21 protein-coding genes are annotated in these 20,135 nt (G+C 70.0%); 13 read left to right on the forward strand and 8 right to left on the reverse strand.

Features of this window, described 5'->3' with window-relative positions:
• Positions 1–5: 5 nt before the first annotated feature.
• A complete protein-coding gene (locus FU260_RS07870; protein ID WP_210418294.1) occupies positions 6–374 on the reverse strand; it encodes a type II toxin-antitoxin system VapC family toxin in 369 nt (122 codons plus the stop codon).
• Positions 374–619, reverse strand: a complete 246-nt coding sequence (locus tag FU260_RS07875) for an AbrB/MazE/SpoVT family DNA-binding domain-containing protein (protein WP_147916561.1) — start codon at positions 617–619, stop codon at positions 374–376. The genes FU260_RS07870 and FU260_RS07875 overlap by 1 nt, the downstream gene beginning before the upstream one ends.
• Positions 620–825: 206 nt before the next feature.
• Here FU260_RS07875 and miaA point away from each other — a divergent pair, with 206 nt between their 5' ends.
• Both miaA and dapF read left to right on the forward strand, forming a co-directional pair.
• On the forward strand, positions 826–1,737 hold the full coding sequence (gene miaA, locus FU260_RS07880; protein ID WP_147916562.1) for a tRNA (adenosine(37)-N6)-dimethylallyltransferase MiaA: 912 nt from the start codon (positions 826–828) through the stop codon (positions 1,735–1,737).
• Positions 1,734–2,627, forward strand: coding sequence for a diaminopimelate epimerase (gene dapF, locus FU260_RS07885; protein ID WP_147916563.1), 894 nt, complete (start codon positions 1,734–1,736; stop codon positions 2,625–2,627). The genes miaA and dapF overlap by 4 nt, the downstream gene beginning before the upstream one ends.
• Here dapF and FU260_RS07890 read toward each other — a convergent pair.
• Entirely contained in the window at positions 2,608–3,219 is a 612-nt protein-coding gene (locus tag FU260_RS07890; RefSeq protein ID WP_235912241.1) for a class I SAM-dependent methyltransferase, read from the reverse strand. The two genes, dapF and FU260_RS07890, sit on opposite strands and share 20 nt — an antisense overlap.
• A gap of 117 nt (positions 3,220–3,336) precedes the next feature.
• Here FU260_RS07890 and hflX point away from each other — a divergent pair, with 117 nt between their 5' ends.
• Positions 3,337–4,833, forward strand: a complete 1,497-nt coding sequence (gene hflX / locus FU260_RS07895) for a GTPase HflX (RefSeq protein WP_147916565.1) — start codon at positions 3,337–3,339, stop codon at positions 4,831–4,833.
• Positions 4,834–5,176: 343 nt separating this feature from the next.
• Complete coding sequence (locus FU260_RS07900) at positions 5,177–7,138, forward strand: ATP-dependent DNA helicase (protein WP_147919377.1); 1,962 nt, start codon at positions 5,177–5,179, stop codon at positions 7,136–7,138.
• On the opposite strand, the gene lexA is transcribed toward FU260_RS07900, so the two are convergent.
• Positions 7,116–7,808: a transcriptional repressor LexA gene (lexA, locus tag FU260_RS07905; RefSeq protein WP_147916566.1), complete on the reverse strand. Its 693-nt coding sequence runs from the start codon at positions 7,806–7,808 to the stop codon at positions 7,116–7,118. The genes FU260_RS07900 and lexA overlap by 23 nt on opposite strands.
• A gap of 204 nt (positions 7,809–8,012) precedes the next feature.
• Between lexA and FU260_RS07910 the strand changes: the two genes are divergently transcribed.
• A complete protein-coding gene (locus FU260_RS07910) occupies positions 8,013–8,438 on the forward strand; it encodes a LysM peptidoglycan-binding domain-containing protein (protein ID WP_168211693.1) in 426 nt (141 codons plus the stop codon).
• Between the two features lie 162 nt (positions 8,439–8,600).
• Positions 8,601–9,068, forward strand: coding sequence for a transcriptional regulator NrdR (gene nrdR / locus FU260_RS07915; RefSeq protein ID WP_147916568.1), 468 nt, complete (start codon positions 8,601–8,603; stop codon positions 9,066–9,068).
• A 117-nt stretch (positions 9,069–9,185) separates the two neighbouring features.
• On the opposite strand, the gene mgrA is transcribed toward nrdR, so the two are convergent.
• Positions 9,186–10,235, reverse strand: coding sequence for an L-glyceraldehyde 3-phosphate reductase (gene mgrA, locus FU260_RS07920; protein WP_147916569.1), 1,050 nt, complete (start codon positions 10,233–10,235; stop codon positions 9,186–9,188).
• A 169-nt stretch (positions 10,236–10,404) separates the two neighbouring features.
• Between mgrA and pip the strand changes: the two genes are divergently transcribed.
• Both pip and FU260_RS07930 read left to right on the forward strand, forming a co-directional pair.
• Entirely contained in the window at positions 10,405–11,400 is a 996-nt protein-coding gene (pip, locus tag FU260_RS07925) for a prolyl aminopeptidase (protein WP_147916570.1), read from the forward strand.
• Between the two features lie 129 nt (positions 11,401–11,529).
• Complete coding sequence (locus FU260_RS07930) at positions 11,530–11,712, forward strand: DUF5302 domain-containing protein (protein ID WP_147916571.1); 183 nt, start codon at positions 11,530–11,532, stop codon at positions 11,710–11,712.
• Between the two features lie 117 nt (positions 11,713–11,829).
• Here the strand turns inward: FU260_RS07930 and serA are convergent, their stop codons facing one another.
• Positions 11,830–13,047, reverse strand: a complete 1,218-nt coding sequence (serA, locus tag FU260_RS07935) for a phosphoglycerate dehydrogenase (RefSeq protein ID WP_147916572.1) — start codon at positions 13,045–13,047, stop codon at positions 11,830–11,832.
• 42 nt (positions 13,048–13,089) lie between these two features.
• The gene (locus FU260_RS07940) at positions 13,090–15,318 is read right to left on the reverse strand and encodes a HelD family protein (protein ID WP_147919378.1); all 2,229 of its coding nucleotides are present in this window, start codon (positions 15,316–15,318) and stop codon (positions 13,090–13,092) included.
• 208 nt (positions 15,319–15,526) lie between these two features.
• Between FU260_RS07940 and FU260_RS07945 the strand changes: the two genes are divergently transcribed.
• The gene (locus FU260_RS07945; RefSeq protein WP_147916573.1) at positions 15,527–16,456 is read left to right on the forward strand and encodes a proteasome assembly chaperone family protein; all 930 of its coding nucleotides are present in this window, start codon (positions 15,527–15,529) and stop codon (positions 16,454–16,456) included.
• A gap of 319 nt (positions 16,457–16,775) precedes the next feature.
• Positions 16,776–16,979: a cold-shock protein gene (locus FU260_RS07950; RefSeq protein ID WP_147916574.1), complete on the forward strand. Its 204-nt coding sequence runs from the start codon at positions 16,776–16,778 to the stop codon at positions 16,977–16,979.
• Positions 16,980–17,032: 53 nt separating this feature from the next.
• Here FU260_RS07950 and FU260_RS07955 read toward each other — a convergent pair whose 3' ends face one another.
• Positions 17,033–17,872: a spermidine synthase gene (locus FU260_RS07955; RefSeq protein ID WP_168211694.1), complete on the reverse strand. Its 840-nt coding sequence runs from the start codon at positions 17,870–17,872 to the stop codon at positions 17,033–17,035.
• A gap of 115 nt (positions 17,873–17,987) precedes the next feature.
• Between FU260_RS07955 and FU260_RS07960 the strand changes: the two genes are divergently transcribed.
• Genes FU260_RS07960 through FU260_RS07970 form a run of 3 tightly spaced genes read left to right on the forward strand, consistent with a single transcriptional unit; the run spans position 17,988 to position 20,069 of the window.
• Positions 17,988–18,374: an SAV_6107 family HEPN domain-containing protein gene (locus FU260_RS07960; RefSeq protein ID WP_147916575.1), complete on the forward strand. Its 387-nt coding sequence runs from the start codon at positions 17,988–17,990 to the stop codon at positions 18,372–18,374.
• Positions 18,375–18,393: 19 nt separating this feature from the next.
• Positions 18,394–19,641 (forward strand): DNA polymerase IV, encoded by a 1,248-nt coding sequence (dinB, locus tag FU260_RS07965; RefSeq protein ID WP_147916576.1) that lies wholly within the window; start codon positions 18,394–18,396, stop codon positions 19,639–19,641.
• 50 nt (positions 19,642–19,691) lie between these two features.
• A complete protein-coding gene (locus FU260_RS07970; protein ID WP_147919379.1) occupies positions 19,692–20,069 on the forward strand; it encodes a DUF3040 domain-containing protein in 378 nt (125 codons plus the stop codon).
• Positions 20,070–20,135: the final 66 nt, after the last annotated feature.

Genomic DNA, 20,135 nt, shown 5'->3' on the forward strand with positions numbered 1-20,135 from the left:
GGGCGTCAGTCGCTCGTCCGGAGCTGGATGACCATCTCCGACTCGCCCCATGCGCGATCGGCGGTGAGTACGGGGACGTCCAGCCGACGACCGAGTGCGAGGCAGAGCCGGTCACCGAGCGAGAGACCGTTGCCGCGCTGCCACAACGCTGCTGCCTGTTCGCTGTCAGCCGGGCTGACTGCCTCGAGCCGGACTCCATAGCTGAGCAGCAGGCTGCGGGCGATCGCCGTGTCGGCGTTGCCGGCGCGCAGCTTCTGGAGCACTTCGGCCCAGTTGGCTGCACCGATGATCCCCTCGGGCAGCGCTCGTTCCACCTGGTCAGCTCCTCGCTCGCCCTGGAGGAAGGCAAGGACCGCGGAGGCGTCGAGGACCATCACGCGGCGTCGTCGCGCTTTGCCTGTTCCCGGCGTTCGGTCAAGAGCTCATCGACCAGGTTCGTGCCGGCCAACTGAGCGCGCAGGAGTGCCTTCGCCTGGTCTCTGGTCGCCAGGACCACACCGTGCGGAGTCTCGATGAAAAGCAGCGGTGTGCCTTGTTCCCAGTTCTGGCGCGTCCGAAGTCCGGCCGGCACCACTAAGCGTCCACGGTCGCCGAGCGGCGCACTGTATGTGGTATCCATCACCTCAACGTACCATCCTGGCTGCGCCGGTGGGATAGCGGGGCATCGTCGACCCAGTTCCGTGGGTCGCCCACTCAACGGAGGCGACTTCCGGCATCCGAGGTGAGGTATATCCGGACTCCGATCCCGCAGGTTGCCTCCGTTGCGAGTGCCAGCGGGTCTGCGGACGGGTGGACCCAGCGACCGGGTAGGTACGCTCGAGCATCATGACCGCGACCCACCCCGCCCCGCCCGTGGTCGCGGTCGTCGGCCCCACGGCCACGGGCAAGTCCGACCTCGCCCTGGACCTGGCCGAGCACCTCGGCGCCGAGATCATCAACGCCGACGCGATGCAGCTCTACCGCGGGATGGACATCGGCGCCGCTAAGGTCCCCGTCGAGCAACGGCGCGGTATCGCGCACCACCAGCTCGACGTGCTGGAGGTGACCGAGGACGCCAGTGTGGCCGCCTTTCAGACCTACGCCCGCGCAGACGGGACCGCGATCCGGAACCGGGGTAACGCCGTCGTGATCGTGGGCGGCTCGGGACTGTACCTGCGCGCCCTGCTGGACCGGATCGACTTTCCCGGCACCGATCCGCAGGTGCGTGCCGCCTGGGAGGCGCGCGCCGCCGAGGATGGCCCCGGGGTGCTGCACGACGAGCTGGCCCGCCGCGATCCCGAGGCGGCGGCACGGATCGAGCGCGGCAACACCCGGCGGATCGTGCGCGCGCTGGAGGTCATCGAGCTCACCGGACGGCCGTTCTCGGCGAACTTGCCCGACCACACCTACGCCATCCCCGCCGTCCAGCTCGGCCTCGACCTGCCCGCCGCCGAGCTGGATGAGCGGATCAACGCCCGTGCCGAGCAGATGTTCACCGGCGGTCTGGTCGGTGAGACCGAACACCTGCTCACCCGTGGCCTGGAGCAGGGCCGGACCGCCGTGCGCGCCGTCGGCTACGCGCAGGCCCTCGCGCTGCTCCGCGGCGAGCTCAGCCAGGACGACGCCGTCGCCCAGACCGCGCTGGCCACCCGGCAGCTCGCCCGCCGGCAGCGCAAGTGGTTCCGCCGCGATGAGCGGATCACCTGGCTCGAGCCCGGCGCGAAGCTGCTCGATCAGGCACGTAGGCTGACCGGGTGAGACTCCCCACCGCCCTGCCCACGCTGACCAAGGGCCACGGCACCGGCAACGACTTCCTGCTCTACACCGACACCGATGGCACTGGTGAGCTGGCCCCCGAGACGGTCGCCGCGATCGCAGACCGGCACACCGGCTTCGGCGCCGACGGCGTGATCCGCGCCGTACCCGCCGAGCTCACCGATCCCCAGGCCGCCGAGCAGGGCGCGCAGTGGTTCATGGACTACCGCAACGGCGACGGGTCCGTCGCCGAGATGTGCGGTAACGGCATCCGGGTGTTCACCGCCTACCTGCGCCAGAGCGGCCTGCTCGACCTGGCCGACGGCGCCACCGCCCAGATCGGCACCCGCGCCGGCGTGCTCAGCGTGCGCCGCGAAGGCGAGGAGTACGCCGCGGACATGGGCACCTGGCGGGCCACCGGCGGGCCGGACGCGCTCGCGGCCGGCTTCGACGTGTCCGTGGTGACCGAAGGGCTCGACGAGCAGCGCCCTGGCCTCCGGCTGGAACTGCCCAACCCGCACACCGTCGTCGCCCTGCAGGACGAGGCGACCCTGCTCGACCTGAACCTGTCCGCTCCGCCCCGGGTGGACCCGCAGCCCGAGCACGGCACGAACGTGGAGTTCGTGGTCCCGCTCGGGGACGCCGAAGGGGACGTCCCCACCGGTGCGCTGCGGATGCGGGTGCACGAGCGCGGCGTCGGCGAGACCCTCTCCTGCGGCACCGGCGCCTGCGCCGCCGCCCTGGCGGTGCGCGCCTGGTTCGGCGAGGGCGCACCGGACCACTGGCAGGTCCAGGTGCCCGGCGGAACGTTGCGGGTCCGGGTGGACGGCGACCGGGTGGAGCTCGCCGGCCCGGCCGAGCTGGTCGGTGTGATCACTCCGCTGGGGCAGTGACCACCAGGATCCGGTAGCCCTTCACGCTGGTGGTGCGTTCGGCCGGCAGCGCCAGCTCCGCAGTGATCCAGCGCTGCAGCGAGTCGGCACCGAGATTCTTCGCCACCACCAGCTGGGCGCTCGCCCCCGGCGCCAGCCGCGGCAACCAAGTGCGCAGCAGCTCGTGCAGTACCGCCTTGCCCACCCGGATCGGCGGGTTGGACCAGATCGCGTCCAGCACCAGGTCCGGCTCGGCGGCCAGCAGCGTCTCGGGGGTGAACGTCTCCACGTTGCGCAGCCCGAGGCGCTCGGCGTTCGCGGCAGTCAGCTCCAGCGCCCGGGTGTTCACATCCACGGCGAGCACCCGCACCTGTGGGCGGGCCATCGCTAGCGCCAGGCTGATCGGCCCCCAGCCGCAGCCCAGGTCCAGCACCGTGCCCGACGGCGGTGGGTCGCCGGCATGGCTCAGCAGCACCGTGGTGCCGGGGTCCAGGCGGGTAGCCGAGAAGACACCGGCGTCGGTGGTCACATCGACCTGCCTGCCGTGCAGGTTCACGGTCAGGGTGCGCGGAGCGCTCGCTGCTTCCGGCTCGTTGGTGAAGTAGTGACCCACAGGGCCCCAGCGTAGTGCCGCCCGGCGCCCCCGCCCTGAGCGAAATCCGTTGGCGGGCGGTGGTTCGGAGTGGGATCGTGGAAGAACACACTGACCGGCACTGCAGCAAAGGACACCATGACCCGACCTACCCATCCGACTCCCGCCGAGCTGGACACCTCTACCGAGGCCCGCGCTCAGGACGTCGTGGACCGGATTCTGGCGAGGGCGGGCACAGCGATCCAGCAGGACTCCGACGAGCACACCGACTACGACGGCGACCAGCTCGACCTGGCCGAACGCGTGGCCCTGCAGCGTGTGGGCGGACTGTCCACCGAGCTGGAGGACGTCAGCGAGGTCGAGTACCGGCAGCTGCGCCTCGAGCGGGTGGTGCTGGTCGGTCTGTGGACCCACGGCACCGCCGAGATGGCTGAAGTCTCGCTCCGCGAGCTCGCCGCACTCGCCGAGACCGCCGGTTCCACTGTGCTCGACGGCATGCTGCAGCGGCGCTCCGCTCCCGATCCGGGCACCTACCTGGGCTCCGGCAAGGCCGCCGAGCTGGCCGGCGTGGTCGCCGCGACCAACGCCGATACCGTGATCGTCGACTCCGAGCTCGCCCCGTCACAGCGGCGTGGGCTGGAGGACGTGATCAAGGTGAAGGTGATCGACCGCACCGCCCTGATCCTGGACATCTTTGCCCAGCACGCCAAGTCTCGCGAGGGCAAGGCGCAGGTGGAGCTGGCGCAGCTCGAGTACCTGTTGCCGCGCCTGCGTGGTTGGGGTGAGTCGATGTCCCGGCAGGCAGGTGGCCGGGTGGCCGGTGGTGCCGGCATCGGTTCCCGTGGACCCGGTGAGACCAAGATCGAGCTGGACCGGCGCCGGATCCGCACCCGGATGGCCAAGCTACGCCGGCAGATCGAGCAGATGGCCCCCGGCCGGGCCGCCCGCCGGCACTCCCGCAGTGCCGCCGAGGTCCCCTCGGTCGCGATCGCCGGCTACACCAACGCCGGCAAGTCCTCGCTGCTGAACCGGCTCACCGACGCCGGCGTGCTGGTGCAGAACGCGCTGTTCGCCACCCTGGACCCGACAGTGCGCCGAGCGCAGACTCCGGACGGACGCGCCTACACCCTCGCCGACACGGTCGGCTTCGTGCGGAACCTGCCCACCCAGCTGGTGGAGGCGTTCCGCTCCACGCTGGAAGAGGTGGGGGCTTCCGATGTGATCGTGCACGTGGTGGACGCCGCGCACCCCGACCCCGAGGGACAGATCGCCGCGGTCCGCGATGTGCTGCGGGATATCGAGGGGGCCCGGGACCTGCCCGAGCTGGTGGTGCTGAACAAGGCCGACCTGGCCGAACCGGAGACGATTGCCCGGCTGCGCACCCGCGAGCCGAACGCGATCGCGGTCTCCGCCCGCACCGGCGCCGGGATCGAGGAGCTGCAGGCGGCGATCGCCGAGGCCCTACCGCGCCCGGCGGTGGAGGTGGACGTGGTGGTGCCCTACGACCGGGGCGACCTGGTGCACCGCGCACACGCCACAGGTGAAGTCATCTCCACCGAGCACCTGGAAGCCGGCACCCGCCTGGTCGCGCGGGTGGACGACGCGTTGGCTGCGGACCTGCGCAACGCCGGCTGAGCCGCCCGGCGCTGGCCCGGGCGCCGCACGGCCCGTTCGATACTTGCCGCACTTGGGCGATACCGCGGAGCACTACTCAGTGCGCCAACTAGCGACTGGATGGATTCACGCCCGGGGCTGGGCGCGGGTCAGGTCAGTGGGATGGTGCGGGCTGTGGACGCGGGGTCTCGCAGCCTCGCGGGCGCGATACCGTCGGGGGGTGGGTGAGAGCGAGCAGGATGCGCAGCACGCCGGCTCGGTCGGCGAGGCTGGCGAAGCCGGCCCGGTCCGCCAGACGGCTACCGCCGCCGAGGGCGCGGAAGCGCACACCATCGACGCTGCCCTGGACCAGGTGGTCGGCGCGATGGGCGGCGCCCGTCGAGAGGGGCAGCACGAGATGGCCCGAGCGGTGGCGGACGCGCTGGACGACGGAGGGCATCTGCTCGTGCAGGCCGGCACCGGCACCGGGAAATCGCTCGCCTACCTGGTGCCCACGCTGATCAAGGCGGTCGAGTCCGGTCAGCGCGCGATCGTCTCCACCGCCACCCTCGCCCTGCAGCGGCAGATCCTCGGCCACGACCTGCCCGTGGTGCGGGAGAACCTCACCGGCCATCTGCAGCGGGAGCCCGACGTGGCCCTCCTCAAGGGCTGGCACAACTACGTCTGCAAGCACAAGGTTGCCGGCGGCTATCCCGACGACGAAGGTGCCCTGTTCGCCGCCACGGAAGCTGCGCCGTCATCGGCGGAGGAGCACCCCAGAGAAGCCGACGAAGGCCTGGGTGGCCAGGTAGTGCGGTTGCGGGAGTGGGCCGGCGAGACCGACACCGGCGACCGGGACGATCTGGTGCCTGGGGTCAGTGAACGCGCCTGGCGGCAGGTGTCCATCAGCTCGTTGGAGTGCCTCGGCCAGAAGTGCCCGCTGCTGGCGGAGTGCTTCCCCGAGCGCGCCCGCGCCCACGCCCGCGAGGCCGACGTGGTGGTCACCAACCACGCGATGCTTGGCATCGCCGCCGCCGGAAACCCCAAAGTGCTGCCCGAGCACGAGATCCTCGTGGTGGACGAGGCGCACGAACTACCCGATCGGGTCACCGCGCAGGCCACTGTGGAGCTGTCCGCGGCCGTGGTCGAACGCACCGCCCGCACTGCGCGCCGGCATGCCGGACTCCCGCTGAGCACCCTCGAGGAGGCCGCTGACGCGCTCCGGCCGCTGCTGATGGCGGTTCCGGAGGGCAGGCTCCGGTCCGGGCTACCGGCCGAGCTTGCTCCGATCGTGCGCAGCATCGCCGAAGGCACCCGGGAAGGGATGACCGCGATGCGCCAGCAGTCCTCTGCAGCCGGTGAGGCCGGGGCGAAGTCGATGGCGCACAGCGCACTGCTCGCCCTGTTCGAGGTGGCCGATCGGCTGCTCTCGGACCGGATCGCCGACCATGTGGACGTGCTCTGGTGCGAACGCGGCCGGCGGCCGGGGGAGGCCTCGCGGCTGATGCTCGCCCCGCTGAACGTGGCCGGCCCGATCGCGGGCGAGCTGCTCAGCGGACGCTCGGCCGTGCTCACCTCGGCTACGCTTGCCCTCGGTGGCACGTTCGAGGCCACCGCGCGCTCCTTGGGACTGGCCGACGGCGGCTACCGCAGCGAACTGGTCACCTCACCGTTCGACTATGGCCGGCAGGGCATCCTGTACGTGGCCTCCTCGCTCGCCGCGCCGGGACGGGACGGGACCGACGAGAAGATGCTCGCCGAGATCGCCGAGCTGATCACTGCCTCCGACGGCGGGGCGCTCGGGCTGTTCTCGTCTCGCCGGGGTGCCGAGGCGGCCGCCGAAGCGCTTCGCGAGCAGGTGGACACCCCGATCCTGCTGCAGGGCGAGGACGTGTTGCCCACGCTGGTCCGCGAGTTCGCCGCCGACCCGCGCGCCAGCCTGTTCGGCACCCTCTCGCTCTGGCAGGGCGTGGACGTGCCCGGGCTGAGCTGCCGTCTGGTGTTCATCGACCGGATCCCGTTCCCGCGCCCGGACGACCCGGTGAAGGCGGCCCGCACGGAGGCGATCGGGCGGGCTGGTGGCAACGGGTTCATGGCCGTCTCTGCCACTCATGCGGCCCTGCTGCTCGCCCAGGGTGCCGGTCGGCTGATTCGGTCGGTGACCGACCGGGGGGTGGTCGCAGTGCTCGACCCGCGGCTGCGCACCGCTCGGTACGGTTCCTACCTGGCGGCCAGCTTGCCTCCGCTGTGGCCGACCACCAATGCTGAGGTAGTCCGTGGTGCCCTGCGCCGGCTGGCCGCGGAGGCGGTGGCCGAGAGCGAGCCTAGAGTGAGCGGAGCACGCTGACCACGCGTCCGAGGATCTGTGCGTCGCTGCCGTCGATCGGGGCGTAGTTCTCGTTCGCCGGCAACAGCCACAGTGCGCTGTCGGTCTTCTTCAGCGACTTGACCGTGGCCTCACCGTCGATCATCGCCGCCACGATCTCGCCGTTCTCCGCGACGGCCTGGCTGCGCACCACGACCCAGTCGCCGTCGCAGATCGCGGCGTCGATCATCGAGTCACCGACCACCTTGAGCAGGAACAGCTCACCCTCGCCCACCAGCTGGCGGGGGAGCGGGAAGACATCCTCGACCGCCTGATCGGCCAGGATCGGGCCACCGGCGGCGATTCGCCCGACCACCGGCACATAGGCGGCGTGGCTGGTGTCCTGCTCGCCGTCATGGGTGGTGAACGTGGCGGCGTCACCGCGTACCTTGCGGGAGTCGTCGGAAACGATCTCGATGGCCCGGGTGGAGAGTGCATCGCGGCGAAGGAATCCCTTCTGCTCCAGCAGCTCCAGCTGGTACTTCACCGAGGACGGGCTGGCCAGGCCGACGGCGGTGGCGATCTCCCGCATCGTCGGTGGGTACCCCTTGGCCTCCAGGCTGGCGCGGATCGAGTCCATGATCCGTCGCTGCCGGGGGCTCAGGCTGGCTGGGTCCGGGCGGTCGCTCGGGTCCTGTTGTGCGCGGGCCATGGTGTCCTCCTGTTCCGCATCGCCTGGAAATCCGCCGATGTCGGTGGTCGATGATCTGCTCGGTCTGTGGCGTTCTCCACGATAGGCGCCACCACCCGAAAGACCAAACATGTGTTCGACTGGCGTGTCGAACGAACAGATGTGCTACTGTCAGTACAGACGTTCGACGGACGGGTGTTCGACGAGTTTGAGGAGACGAGAACGATGAGCGCACTGGCCTTCCCCACAGCGCCCCTGACCGTGCCCTCCCGCAGGCGGCACCTGAGGGCCGTCCCTGATCTGCCGGCCGCACCTCTGCCTGTGGCGGAGACGGAGTCTCGCCCGGCCGACACGAGTGCCGCCCTGCGACTGACCGTCCGTGGCCGTGTCGTGCTGGTGGCCCTGGCGTTCGCAGTTGCCGCCGCTGTCGGGGTGGGTGCCGGCCTGGCGTTCCCGGAGGCGGAGCCGATGCCCGAGCAGGTGCAGAGCGTGACCGTCGGCCCCGGCGAGAGTCTCTGGACCATCGCTGCGGACGTCGCGGCCGATGGGCAGGACGTGCGCGTGGTGATCGACCAGATCATGGCGCTGAATAACCTGTCCGCCTCGACAGTGCACGCCGGCGCAGAGCTGACCGTTCCTTCGGGGGAGTGACCTGATCGACCCGCCCGGCTGCCGCGGCCGGTCCAGGCCGGTCGATGGCACTTGCGCGAGTGGCCCTCGGATGTCTAAGTTGGGTACATCTAGTAGTTACATGGATGTGATTGACCAACATGTGGTGCTTTCGCACGACGCCGGAGGGAAGGGAACCGCTAGGTGCACTGCCCGTTCTGCCGGCATGGCGACTCCCGGGTCGTGGATTCTCGCACGGCTGAGGATGGCGCGTCCATCCGTCGTCGCCGACAGTGTCCGGAGTGCGGCCGCCGCTTCACCACAGTGGAGACCACCAGCCTGACGGTGATGAAGCGATCGGGTGCCGTCGAGCCGTTCAGCCGGGACAAGGTGATTGCCGGCGTGCGCAAGGCATGCCAGGGCCGCCCGGTCTCCGAGGACGATCTGGCGCTGCTCGCCCAGCAGGTCGAAGAAGTGGTCCGTGCCACCGGTGTGGCCGAGATGGACGCGCACGAGGTGGGGCTGACCATCCTGGGCCCGCTGCGCGAGTTGGACGAGATCGCGTATCTGCGGTTCGCGAGCGTGTACCAGGGCTTCTCGTCCCTGGAGGATTTCGAAGCGGCGATCACGGCTCTGCGCGACGAGCGCAGCGCAGCCGAGCCGCTCGAGTAATAGACGGCCGCCGGTGGCCCGGGAGGGGAAGCCCGGACCACCGGCGGCGAACCACTGTTCGTGGGATCGGCCCGCTATCAGTGGGATCGGCCCACTTTCAGCGGGGTCGGAGAGTGCTCAGCGGTCGCTGGAGCGCGGCGCCCAGAGGTTCACTCCACCGTCCCGGGCGTAGCGGTCGATCTCGGTCAGCTCAGCCTCGGTGAACTCCAGGTTGTCCAGCGCACCGAGGGTGTCATCCAGCTGACGCACGCTCGAGGCACCCACCAGCGCGGTGGTGACCCGGGGATCGCGCAGCACCCACGCCACCGCCATCTGGGCCAGCGTCTGGCCGCGACCGGCGGCGATCTCGTTCAGCGACCGTACCCGGGCCAGGTTCTCCTCGCTCAGGTACTCCTCCCGCAGCGGGCCACCCTTCGCACGGCGGGAGTCGGCCGGAACGCCATCCAGGTACTTGCCGGTGAGCATCCCCTGCGCGAGCGGGGAGAACACCACGGCACCCATGCCGGCATCGCCGAGCACGTCCAGCAGCGACTCGCCGGTGCCGGCCTGGTCGGGGTCCTCGATCCACCGGTTCAGCATCGAGTAGGACGGCTGGTGTACCAGCAGGTCGAGCCCGAGGTCCGCGGCCACCGCCAGGGCCTCCCGGGTGCGCTTGGCGTTGTAGGAGGAGATGCCCGCGTACAGGGCGCGGCCGGAGTCCACTGCCGTCTTCAGCGCCCCGAGGGTCTCGGTCAGCGGGGTGTCCGGGTTGTACCGGTGGCTGTAGAAGATGTCCACATAGTCCAGGCCCATCCGGCGCAGGGAGGCATCCAGCGAGGAGAGCAGATACTTGCGCGAGCTGCCGTCGCCGTAAGGCCCGGGGTGCATCGGGTAGCCGGCCTTGGTGGTGATCACCAGCTCGTCCCGCAGCGCGGCCAGGTCGGCGCGCAGCATCCGGCCGAAGTTCTCCTCCGCGCTGCCCGGCGGCGGTCCGTAGTTGTTCGCCAGGTCGATCTGGGTGATCCCGCGGTCGAAGGCGTGGTAGACGATCTCCCGCTGGGTCTGCAGTGGGTCGGTATCCCCGAAGTTCTGCCACAGCCCGAGGGAGACTAGCGGCAGCTGCAGCCCGCTCTTCCCGCAGTGGCGCATCGGCATGTGGTCGTACCGGTTATCGGCAGGTGTGTACATGGTCCCGAGAGTAGTCCGTCGCTGCAGGTGGATGAGAGTGCGTCTCGCTCCGCCCGGAGAGTCCCCAGCACTGTGCGAGCCCCGGGTCTCTATCGGTTCGAACTCATGCCCCCGCCGGCCGCGATGGGTCCGAACTCATGCCCGCGCCGGCCGCGATAGGTTCGAACCCATGACCCCTCGACGCCGCGACAGCCCCGACCTTCGCACCTTCTACCCGGAGATCGAGCCCCACGAGACCGGGTACCTGGGGGTGAGCGATGATCACGAGCTCTACTACGAGGTGAGTGGGAATCCCGCGGGCAAGCCGGTGGTCTTCCTGCACGGCGGGCCAGGCTCGGGCGTGAGCCCTGCACAGCGGCGTGTCTTCGATCCGGAGCGCTACCGGATCGTCCTGTTCGATCAGCGGATGGCCGGCCGATCCCGCCCACACGCCTCGGCGCCGGAGGCCGATCTGAGCACGAACACCACCTGGCACCTGGTGGCCGATATCGAAGCGCTGCGCGAGCACCTCGGCGTCACGGCGTGGCAGGTGTTCGGCGGCTCCTGGGGCTCGTGCCTCGCTCTCGCGTATGCCCAGACCCATCCGAGCCGGGTCACCGAGCTGGTACTGCGAGGCATCTTCACCCTGCGCCGCAGCGAGCTGGACTGGATGTACGAGGGACCGCTGCGCAACGTCTATCCCGATGCCTGGGAGGACTACCTCGCCCCGGTGCCGCTTGAGCGCCGCATGCCCGGGCGGCTGCAGGAGGCCTTTCACGACCTCCTGTTCGACCCCGACCCGGCCGTCCATGTGCAAGCCGGCGCGGCGTGGACAGCCTGGGAGAACACGGTGATCTCCCTCTATCCCGACCCGGCAAACCTGGCCAAGGCAGCTGATGACGCCCATGCGGTCTCGTTCGCACGCATCGAGAACCATTTCTTCGTCAACCACGGCTGGCTCGAGGAAGGTCAACTCATCCGCGACGCCTACCGGCTGGCGGACATCCCGACCGTGATCGTGCAGGGCCGCTACGACATGTGCACTCCCGCGGTCTCCGCCTACGAGCTCGCCCAGGCCATGCCCCACGCCGAGCTGGTGATGACCCCAGACTCGGGCCACGCCTTCAGCGAGCCCGCCACTCTGGATGCGCTGATCCGTGCCACCGACTCGTTCGCCGCTGGCTAGAGCCGATACGGACGGCCGTTGCCGCACCGTCGATCGGTAGTAATCGTTGGCGATGCCCGCGGCAACCGGGCAGAGTGGGCACACGGCATCGGGTCCCCCTGATGCCGACGACCGTCAGAGGGAGCCCTGATGTCATCCGAGAAGTCCGACGATCCGATGGCCGACGCGAAGGCGAAGATGCGCGCAGCCCTCGACCGCAAGTCTGAGCGTGAGCATCTCACCGAGGAAGCCCCACCGAACACCGGACCGGTCCACGGTTCCGAGATCGACGGGCCCGGCGGGCGCCGACAGTTCCGCCGCAAGTCCGGCTGAGATCGGCCCACCCCGCCGGTTTGCCGTGTTCTGTCGCTTCCCCGGCCGGGGAAGCGACAGAACACGGCAAACCGAGGGAGGGGGAGCGGCGATGGGGCGTCGGTCCTGCCCCGCGGGTCAGTCCGTGGCGTCCGGATCCAACGTGCGCAGCCGCACCGTCGCCTCCATCGCCTCGATCCGGGCCAGCGTCTGGGCCGATACGCTGCCACTGACATCGGTGACCGCATAGCCCAGGCTTCCGGACGTCGCCAGCACCTGGCTCTCGATGTTCGCCCCGGCCGCGGAGAGTTCCTGGTTCGCCGCCGCCATCACCCCGGGCACGTTCTGGTGCAGGTGGGCGATCCGCCGGCTGCCGGCATGGGGCCGGTCCAGGATCAGCGCCGGTACGTTCACGCTCAGCGCAGTAGCACCGGCGTGCAGGTAGTCGCGGAGCTTCGCGGCCACGAACCGGCCGATGTCCTGCTGCGCCTCCTCAGTGGAGCCGCCCACATGCGGAGTGAGGATCACGTTCGGCAGCTCGCGCAGCTCGGAGTCGAACGGGTCACCCTGCGACTTCGGCTCGACCGGGAACACATCCACGGCCGCACCGCTGATCCGTCCGGCGAGCACCTGCTCGCGCAGCGCGCTGTAGTCCACCAGGAACCCGCGGGACAGGTTCAGGAAGATCGACCCCTGCTTCATCGCGGCGAACTCCCCGGCACCGAACATCCCCGCGTTCCCGGGCCTACCGTCCACGTGCAGCGTGACCACATCCGCCTCGGCGAGCAGCGCGTGCAGGCTCGGCATCCGCTTGGCATTACCCAGGGCCAGCTTCTCCGCGGTGTCGTAGAAGATCACCCGCATGCCCAGCGCCTCGGCCACCACGGACAGCTGGGTACCGATGTTCCCGTAGCCGACGATGCCCACTGTCCGCCCGCGCACTTCGTGCGAACCGTTCGCCGATTTGTCCCACACACCGGCGTGTAGCGACTTGTCCTTCTCGGTCAGCCGCCGGGTGAGCGCGATGATCTCGGCCAGCGCCAGCTCCACCACGGAACGGGTGTTGGAGAACGGGGCGTTGAACGCCACGACGCCGGCATGACCGGCAGCCTGCAGGTCGATCTGGTTGGTGCCGATGCAGAACGCACCGATCGCCAACAGGTCCGGGGCATGCTCCAGCACCCGAGGGGTGATCTGCGTCTTGGATCGGATCCCCAGTACCTGTACCCCGTCCAGTGCGGCGATCAGCTCGTCCTCGTCCAGAGCGCCGGATCGGGTGGCCACCTCCACACCGGCAGCGTCGAGCACCTCGGTGCCCAGCGGGTGGATGTTTTCCAGAAGGAGTGCCTTGACCACGGCCCTATCGTGCTCCTCAGCAGGCGTAGAACAAAAACGTGCTCAGTGGTTGGACTCCAGGGCTGCCGGGAGGTCGCCGGAGTGCACCAGGTGCAACCGCTGAGTAGCCCGGGTCATGGCGACGTACAGATCGGCCGGAGAACCGCCGTCGAGGATCGCCTGCGGTTCGGCCAGCACCACCACATCGAACTCCAGACCCTTGCTGCCGGCCGCGTCGAGGACCACTACGTCGGCGCGCAGGTCGAGCCCGTCGCCGGCGCCGAGCGCCGCAGCGATCCGGTCCCGGTCCGCGGCGGCGGTGATCACCGCCAGCTTGCCGTCGGCACGGGCATCGGCCACCACTCGCGGCAGCTCCCCGGTCAGGTTCGCCACCTTCTCCCGCACGACGGCGCCAGGCAGGTCTCGTGCGGAGGTCACCGGGGCGGGCGGAAGATCAGGCATCCAGCGATGCATCGCCTCCTGGGCCAACGTCATGATCGAGGCCGGGGTGCGGTAGTTCACCGTGAGCGTCTCGGTCCGGAAGTTCCCACGCAGCGGGCGGGCCAGCATCTGGTCCCAGTCGCGGGCACCGGCCCGGCTGGAGGTCTGCCAGACGTCCCCGACGATGGTCATCGAGCGGCTCGGGTTGCGTCGCAGCAAGGACCGCCAGGCCATCGCGGACAGCTCCTGAGCCTCGTCGACCACGACGTGCCCGTAGGTCCAGGAGCGATCCGCGGCAGCCCGTTCGGCAGTGGTCAGCCCGCTGCCTCCGCCGATGAAGCGCTGGGCCACCAGCTCCGCGGACACCAGACCGCCACCGGCGCCGGAGGCGGCGAGCATCTCCTCGGCGTAGGCCACCTCCTGGGCATGGCGGGCCCGTTCCGCCTGTTCGTGGGCCCGGGCGGCCTCGTCGTCGGCGCCGAGCAGCTCAGCGACCTCATCCAGTAGCGGTACGTCCGCCGGCGTCCAGGCCGAGCCGCGCTCGCGGACCAGCATCGATCGCTCGGCAGCGGTCAGCCGCGGCGCCGCCTCGGCGAGCCGGTGCGGCTTCGCGTACAGGTCCTCGAGCAGCCCGGTCACGGTCAGCGGCAGCCAGCACAGGTTCAGCGCGACCCGCACATCCCGGGTCGTGCGCAGCTCGTCGACGATCTCCGCGTGGTCCTCGGTGCCCGCCTCCACCTTCTCCATGTACTGGCCGGCCAGTGCGGAAAGCATATGCCGCACGAACGTGACCCGGGCCAGGTTGTGCGGCTGGCGGGACCGGCGCGCGCGGGCCTGAGCCTCCTCCATGTCCTCGGTGCGCAGCCGCAACCGCAGTGATCCCACGCGCAGGTCCCGCTCCGGCAGGATGCGCTGCCGAGCCCGTACCGCGTTGGACAGGATCCGAGCCCAGGTCGAGCGGCCCTTGATCTCTGCGACGGCCGGGTCCTCAGTGGCCGGGGCCTCGATATCGGGCAGCAGGTCCCCGATCGTGGTGGCCACCACCCCGGTCTCGCCGAGGGCCGGCAGCACCTGCTCGATATAGCGCAGGAACACCCGCGATGGGCCGACCACCAGCACCCCGGAGCGTTCGATCCGGTCCCGGTGGGCGTAGAGCAGATAGGCCGCACGGTGCAGCGCTACCGCCGTCTTTCCGGTGCCCGGGCCGCCCTCGACCACCAGCACGCCGTCCAGCGAGGAGCGGATGATCGCGTCCTGCTCGGCCTGGATCGTGGCGACGATGTCGCTCATCCGCCCGGTGCGCTCGGCGTTCAGCGCCGCGAGCAGCGCCCCCTCACCACTGAGCACCACATCACCGGCGACTGCGTCGGCGTCGAGCAGGTCGTCCTCCAGACCGATCACGGTGCGCCCCTTGGTCTGCAGGTGACGGCGCAGCACGACGTCCCCGGGATGGGCGGCAGTGGCCTGGTAGAAGGGCTGCGCGGCAGGGGCGCGCCAGTCGGTGAGCAGCGGCTGGTGCTCGGCGTCGGAGATGCCGATCCGACCGACGTAGCGGCGCTGACCATCCCGCAGATCGAGGCGGCCGAACAGCAGCCGGTCCTCCACCGAGTTCAGCTGGGCGAGGCGGTCCTCGTACAGGGTGGCGAAGGCATCCCGCTCCGAACGGTTCTGGTGGGTGCCCACGGCCCCGCCCCGGCGGACCTGCGTCAGCCGGTTGCGGGTATGCTCGCGGAGCTCGTCCAGACGCGTGTAGACGGCCCTGACGTGCTCCTGCTCCCGGTCCAGCTGGAGCTGCTGGTCGCGTTCGGAGTCCCGAGGCGCCCGGCCTGGCGCCGATGGGTCTGGTGACATGTCGCTACTGGTCACCGATGGGCTCTCCCTCGCGTCTGGACCGAACAAGGCGAACATCAATTATCCACGGTTTCTGCCCGGTGTGGTACGAGCGGCCAGGATTTCGGCGATCACGTCGGGCCCGCCGCGACCGCTGGAACTCGGGCTGCGACACTGGGAATGTCCCCTGGGCTGTTGGTGTTCACACCACCGAGGTGAGAAAGAGACGATGAACGATCCACGAGAGCTGTACCGCTGGGCTGACGACGCCCCCGCTCCTGTCGAGGGGGAGGCGCCGGTACTGGTGCACGCCTTGCAGGGCTCGATGGACGCCGGGAGCGCGGGTCGGCTGCTGGCCGAGCACTTGACCAGCAAGCTGCCGAGCACCCGGGTGCTCGGCTTCGACATGGACGCGCTGCTGGACTACCGGTCTCGGCGCCCGGCGATGACCTTCAAGGACAGCGCCTGGACCAGTTACGACGAACCGGAGCTGGTGCTGGACCTGGTCCGCGATGATGACGGCGCCCCCATCCTGCTGCTGCACGGGCTGGAGCCGGACCTGCAGTGGGAGCGATTCGTCGCCGCCGTGCAGACGCTGGTGGAGGAGTTCGGGGTCCGGCTGACCGTGGGGGTGCACGGGATCCCGATGGGGGTGCCGCACACCCGGCCGATGACCGTCACTGCGCACGGCACCCGGCCCGAGCTGGTCGAGGCTTACCCGAACTACTTCTCTGCTGTGCAGGTGCCGGCCAGTGCGGCCGCTCTGCTCGAGCTCCGGTTGGGCCGGCGTGGCCGGGATGCGATGGGCTTCGCGGCGAATGTGCCGCACTACCTGGCGCAGGCGGACTACCCGCAGGCGGCAGCCGAGCTGGTGCGCCAGGTGGCTCGCGCCGGGGACCTGAGCCTGCCGGTCGGGGACCTGGAGGCAGCGGGTGCCCAGGTGCGCGGCGAGATCGACCGCCAGGTCTCGGAGTCTGAGGAGGTCACCGCCGTGGTGGCCGCCCTCGAGCGCCAGTTCGACCAGTTCCGTGAGGCGGCCGGTGATCCCGGCCGCTCGGTCAGCGCCACCCCGATGGACGAGCTACCCAGCGCTGACGAGCTCGGCGCCCAGTTCGAGGCGTTCCTGGCCGGCAAGGACGGCGACGCCCCGGGGGAGTAGGCCCAAGGTACCGGCCGCTCGCCACGGCGGCGCAGCGCCGTCGTGGTGATCACCGCCGGGCGGTGGCGCCTTGCCGGGACGCACCGAAAACTCGATAGTGCTAGCGCGGTGCTCACCGGACATGCCAGACTGGCAGGCGTTGCAAGCGTTTGACTTACGTAGGACCCGGGGCACGCACACACCAGTGCAGGTCTCACGGGCGGCCATCGCATCCAGGTGGTGCCGGCCGCTCGCGCTGACGTGGGGCGAAGCATTGCGGCATCAGAAGGAGCGAGCACAAGGCTCGTCTCACAGAAGTCCCCGGAAGGACATGCACGACATGGCACAAGGAACCGTCAAGTGGTTCAACGCGGAGAAGGGCTATGGCTTCATCGCCCAGGACGGTGGCGGCGACGACGTCTTCGTCCACTACTCCGCCATCCAGTCCGAGGGTTACCGCACCCTCGAGGAGGCGCAGCGCGTCGAGTTCGAGATCACGCAGGGCCCCAAGGGCCCGCAGGCCGAGAGCGTCCGCGCTGTCTGAGCCGATCGTGACAACGGCCCGCATCCCGGATCGGGATGCGGGCCGTTGCTCGTTCAGGCGGCCTGGTCCGGCGGGTCGGTGAACGGCTGGAACGTCCCGATGAACTCCCGGGTCGCAGCCGCGTCCAGCACGGTGGCCGGGATCGGCAGTGAGCGCATCCGGCGGGCCAGATGGCGCGCGGGCAGGGGGTGGTGGGCGGCAGCGAGCACCACGTTCCCGTACCGGCGGCCCTTGAGCACTCCCGGCTCGGCGATCGCCAGGACGTGCTCGAACACCTCAGCGACGGTGGCCGCCTCCCGGCGCGCCAGGGTCAGCGGTGGGCGGTCCGCCGTGTTCACCAGGTAGATCCCCTGTCCGGTCAGCGCCGAGGAAACCGCCTGGGTGAACTCGACGCTGCGTACGTGTGCCGGTGGCTGCCGGTCGACGAAGACGTCTCGCACCACCACATCCTTGCTACCGGCGGGAAACGACTCGGTCGCCTCGCGTGCGTCGGCAACCCTGATCCGCAGCAGCGGTGACCGGGGCAGGTCGAACCACTCCCGCACGTAGCCGGCCAGCTGGGCATCCCATTCCACCGCGATCTGCCGCGAGTTCGGCCACTGCGCCTCGATCGCCCGCGCCAGGCTGCAGCCGGCTCCACCGAGGTGCACGGCGCGGAGCCGGTCGATCTCGATGGACTCCTCGAGCACTGCCATCATCTGCTGCATGTATTCGAACACCAGATGACTCGGGTCGGCCAGGTCCAGATGTGAGCTCTCCGCACCGTCGATCAGCAGCATCACACCGTCCGGGTCCCCGCTGTCGGTGGTCAGCTCTACGGTGGCGTGAGTGGTGCTGATCGGGCCGACAGGTAGATCGCGCGAGGCAGTCCGTTTCGACGGGTGACGGGGCATACCCCGACGCTAGCGCGAAGCCGAGGTCGGATCCGCATCCACTCTTGACAGAAGTAGAACGAATGTTCGATACTGGTTGGACGAACTGGAGTACGGAGGTCCCGAGATGGCGATTATGAGCGCAGCTCGCTTGGTGCGCCGGGCCGAGGACGAGCTGGCCCACGTGACCTCCGGCCAGGATCCCCAGCAGGCGTTCCTGCACGCGCACATGGCGGCACTGCGGGCTGCCGCCGGCGTGCTGGAGGTCCAGGTGGTACCCGGTGGGCGCCGGCGCCGGGTGCGCAGCGTCTGGGAACAGCTCGCCGAGAGTGGCCCGGACTGGCAGGAGTGGGCCGGCTACTTCGCCCAGGGAGCCGACACCCGGGCCGCGATCGAGTCCGGCCGCTCCGTCCGGCTGACGCCGGGGGAGGCTGAAGAGCTGGTCGCCGCAGCTACCGATTTCGTCGGTCTGGTCCGGGACACGGTGACCGCATCGGCCCGGCCGACGCGACTGGCGTCGTGACCGCCGGAGCGGGGCGACGATGAGCAGGGGTCCGCGTAGCGCCGCGGCCCGGAGGGACTGGGGCGGCGATGACTCCCAGACGCCGATCCTGCACGTGGACATGGACGCGTTCTTCGCGTCGGTGGAGCTGATCGACCGACCGGAGCTGCGCGGAAAGCCGGTGATCGTCGGTGGCCAGCACCGAGGTGTCGTGCTGGCCGCCACCTACGAGGCGCGGGCCAGTGGTGTGCATTCGGCGATGCCGATGACCCGGGCCCGGGTGCTCTGCCCGCAGGCGGTCGTGATCAGCCCGGACCACCACCGGTACCGGGAGATCTCCCGCGGGGTGATGGCCATCCTTGCCGAGGTGACCCCGGTGATGGAGCCGCTGAGCATCGACGAGGCGTTCCTGGACGTCTCCGGTGCCCGGCGCCGGCTCGGTGCGCCGGCGGCGATCGCTCGCCGGCTGCGCGAGCGGATCGCGGCCGAGCTGCGGGTGCCCGCCTCTGTCGGTGTCGCAGCCACCAAGTTCGTCGCCAAGCTGGCGTCCAGCCACGCCAAGCCCGACGGTCTGCTGGTGATTCCGAAGGAGGCGACCGTGCCGTTCCTGCACTCGCTGCCCGTCGGTGCCCTGTGGGGGGTGGGGGAGCGGACCGCCGAGCGTCTGTCCCGGTTGGCGATCCATACTGTGGCCGATCTGGCGCACACGCCCCCGGCTACGCTGCAGCAGGCAATCGGTCGCTCCGGCGGACAGCGGCTGTTCGATCTCGCCTGGGGACGGGACCCGCGGCCGGTCGAGCCGGTACACCGGGAGAAGTCGATCGGCCACGAGCAGACCTTCGGCACGAACCTCCTCCACCGCGCCGACCTTGCCGCCGTACTGCTCGACCAGGCGCACCGGTGTGCTGCCCGGCTGCGCGGCGGTGCGCTGCTTGCCGGCGGAGTCTCGATCAAAGTGCGGTATGCCGACTTCACTACGCTGACCCGGTCGCGTTCGCTGGAGGCTCCCAGTGACGTGGCTCACCAGCTCTACCTGGTCGCCCGCGAACTGCTCGCCGGCGTGAGGATCCCGCCGGACGGCATCCGACTGCTCGGTCTGCGCTGTGACGCACTGAGCGATTCGGCGACCACGGCCGTGCAGGGGCGACTGGACGAGGACGACACCGGGCGACGCCTCGCCGAGCAGGCGATGGACGATGTCCGGCAACGATATGGCGTCGGTTCGCTCACAGTCGGGTCACTCGTTCGCGGTACAACTACCGAGAACGGCTCCGGGGACATATCCTGAGGGGAGCAACCTCACACCGAGGCGGACCTGAACATGATTGGGAGGTGACCATGCCTCTCTCCGAGTACGAGCAGCGCGTGCTGGAGCAGATGGAGCAGCAGCTGCGCTCCGACGATCCCAAGCTCGCGGACACGATCTCGGGGGCTTCAGTGCGGCGTCCTCGAAACGTCGTCCTGGGTACCCTTCTCGGGCTGGCTGGTATTGGACTGCTGGTCGCCGGAGCGGCCACCAGCTATGTGGTGCTGGGGATCGTGGGCTTCCTCGCCATGTTCGCCGGCGTCATGCTCGCGATCTCTCGGCCCAAGCACGCACCGGCGCCCCCGGCGCAGGCGAGCAACGTGCACGAGCTCAAGCGCAAGCAGAGCGGTGGCTTCATGTCCAAGCTCGAAGACCGGTGGGATCATCGGCGAGACGGGGACGGTCGCTGACCGACTCGCTACGCCGCTGTCTGCCCGGACAGTTCACCTGACCGGCCCGGGCCTCCCGGCTAGAGT

The sequence above is a fragment of the Ruania zhangjianzhongii genome (genome assembly GCF_008000995.1).
Taxonomy (GTDB): Bacteria; Actinomycetota; Actinomycetes; order Actinomycetales; family Beutenbergiaceae; genus Ruania; species Ruania zhangjianzhongii.

Excerpts from the sequence above, each read along its gene's own strand:
- FU260_RS07910 (WP_168211693.1), top strand. The coding sequence starts at position 8,013 with ATGAGCGCACTGGCCTTCCCCACAGCGCCCCTGACCGTGCCCTCCCGC.
- FU260_RS07945 (WP_147916573.1), top strand. The coding sequence starts at position 15,527 with ATGAACGATCCACGAGAGCTGTACCGCTGGGCTGACGACGCCCCCGCT.
- FU260_RS07870 (WP_210418294.1), bottom strand. The coding sequence starts at position 374 with ATGGTCCTCGACGCCTCCGCGGTCCTTGCCTTCCTCCAGGGCGAGCGA.
- pip (WP_147916570.1), top strand. The coding sequence starts at position 10,405 with ATGACCCCTCGACGCCGCGACAGCCCCGACCTTCGCACCTTCTACCCG.
- FU260_RS07950 (WP_147916574.1), top strand. The coding sequence starts at position 16,776 with ATGGCACAAGGAACCGTCAAGTGGTTCAACGCGGAGAAGGGCTATGGC.
- FU260_RS07875 (WP_147916561.1), bottom strand. The coding sequence starts at position 619 with ATGGATACCACATACAGTGCGCCGCTCGGCGACCGTGGACGCTTAGTG.
- FU260_RS07930 (WP_147916571.1), top strand. The coding sequence starts at position 11,530 with ATGTCATCCGAGAAGTCCGACGATCCGATGGCCGACGCGAAGGCGAAG.
- miaA (WP_147916562.1), top strand. The coding sequence starts at position 826 with ATGACCGCGACCCACCCCGCCCCGCCCGTGGTCGCGGTCGTCGGCCCC.
- lexA (WP_147916566.1), bottom strand. The coding sequence starts at position 7,808 with ATGGCCCGCGCACAACAGGACCCGAGCGACCGCCCGGACCCAGCCAGC.
- FU260_RS07940 (WP_147919378.1), bottom strand. The coding sequence starts at position 15,318 with ATGTCACCAGACCCATCGGCGCCAGGCCGGGCGCCTCGGGACTCCGAA.
- hflX (WP_147916565.1), top strand. The coding sequence starts at position 3,337 with ATGACCCGACCTACCCATCCGACTCCCGCCGAGCTGGACACCTCTACC.
- FU260_RS07970 (WP_147919379.1), top strand. The coding sequence starts at position 19,692 with ATGCCTCTCTCCGAGTACGAGCAGCGCGTGCTGGAGCAGATGGAGCAG.
- FU260_RS07955 (WP_168211694.1), bottom strand. The coding sequence starts at position 17,872 with ATGCCCCGTCACCCGTCGAAACGGACTGCCTCGCGCGATCTACCTGTC.
- dinB (WP_147916576.1), top strand. The coding sequence starts at position 18,394 with ATGAGCAGGGGTCCGCGTAGCGCCGCGGCCCGGAGGGACTGGGGCGGC.
- FU260_RS07900 (WP_147919377.1), top strand. The coding sequence starts at position 5,177 with ATGGGCGGCGCCCGTCGAGAGGGGCAGCACGAGATGGCCCGAGCGGTG.
- mgrA (WP_147916569.1), bottom strand. The coding sequence starts at position 10,235 with ATGTACACACCTGCCGATAACCGGTACGACCACATGCCGATGCGCCAC.
- FU260_RS07960 (WP_147916575.1), top strand. The coding sequence starts at position 17,988 with ATGAGCGCAGCTCGCTTGGTGCGCCGGGCCGAGGACGAGCTGGCCCAC.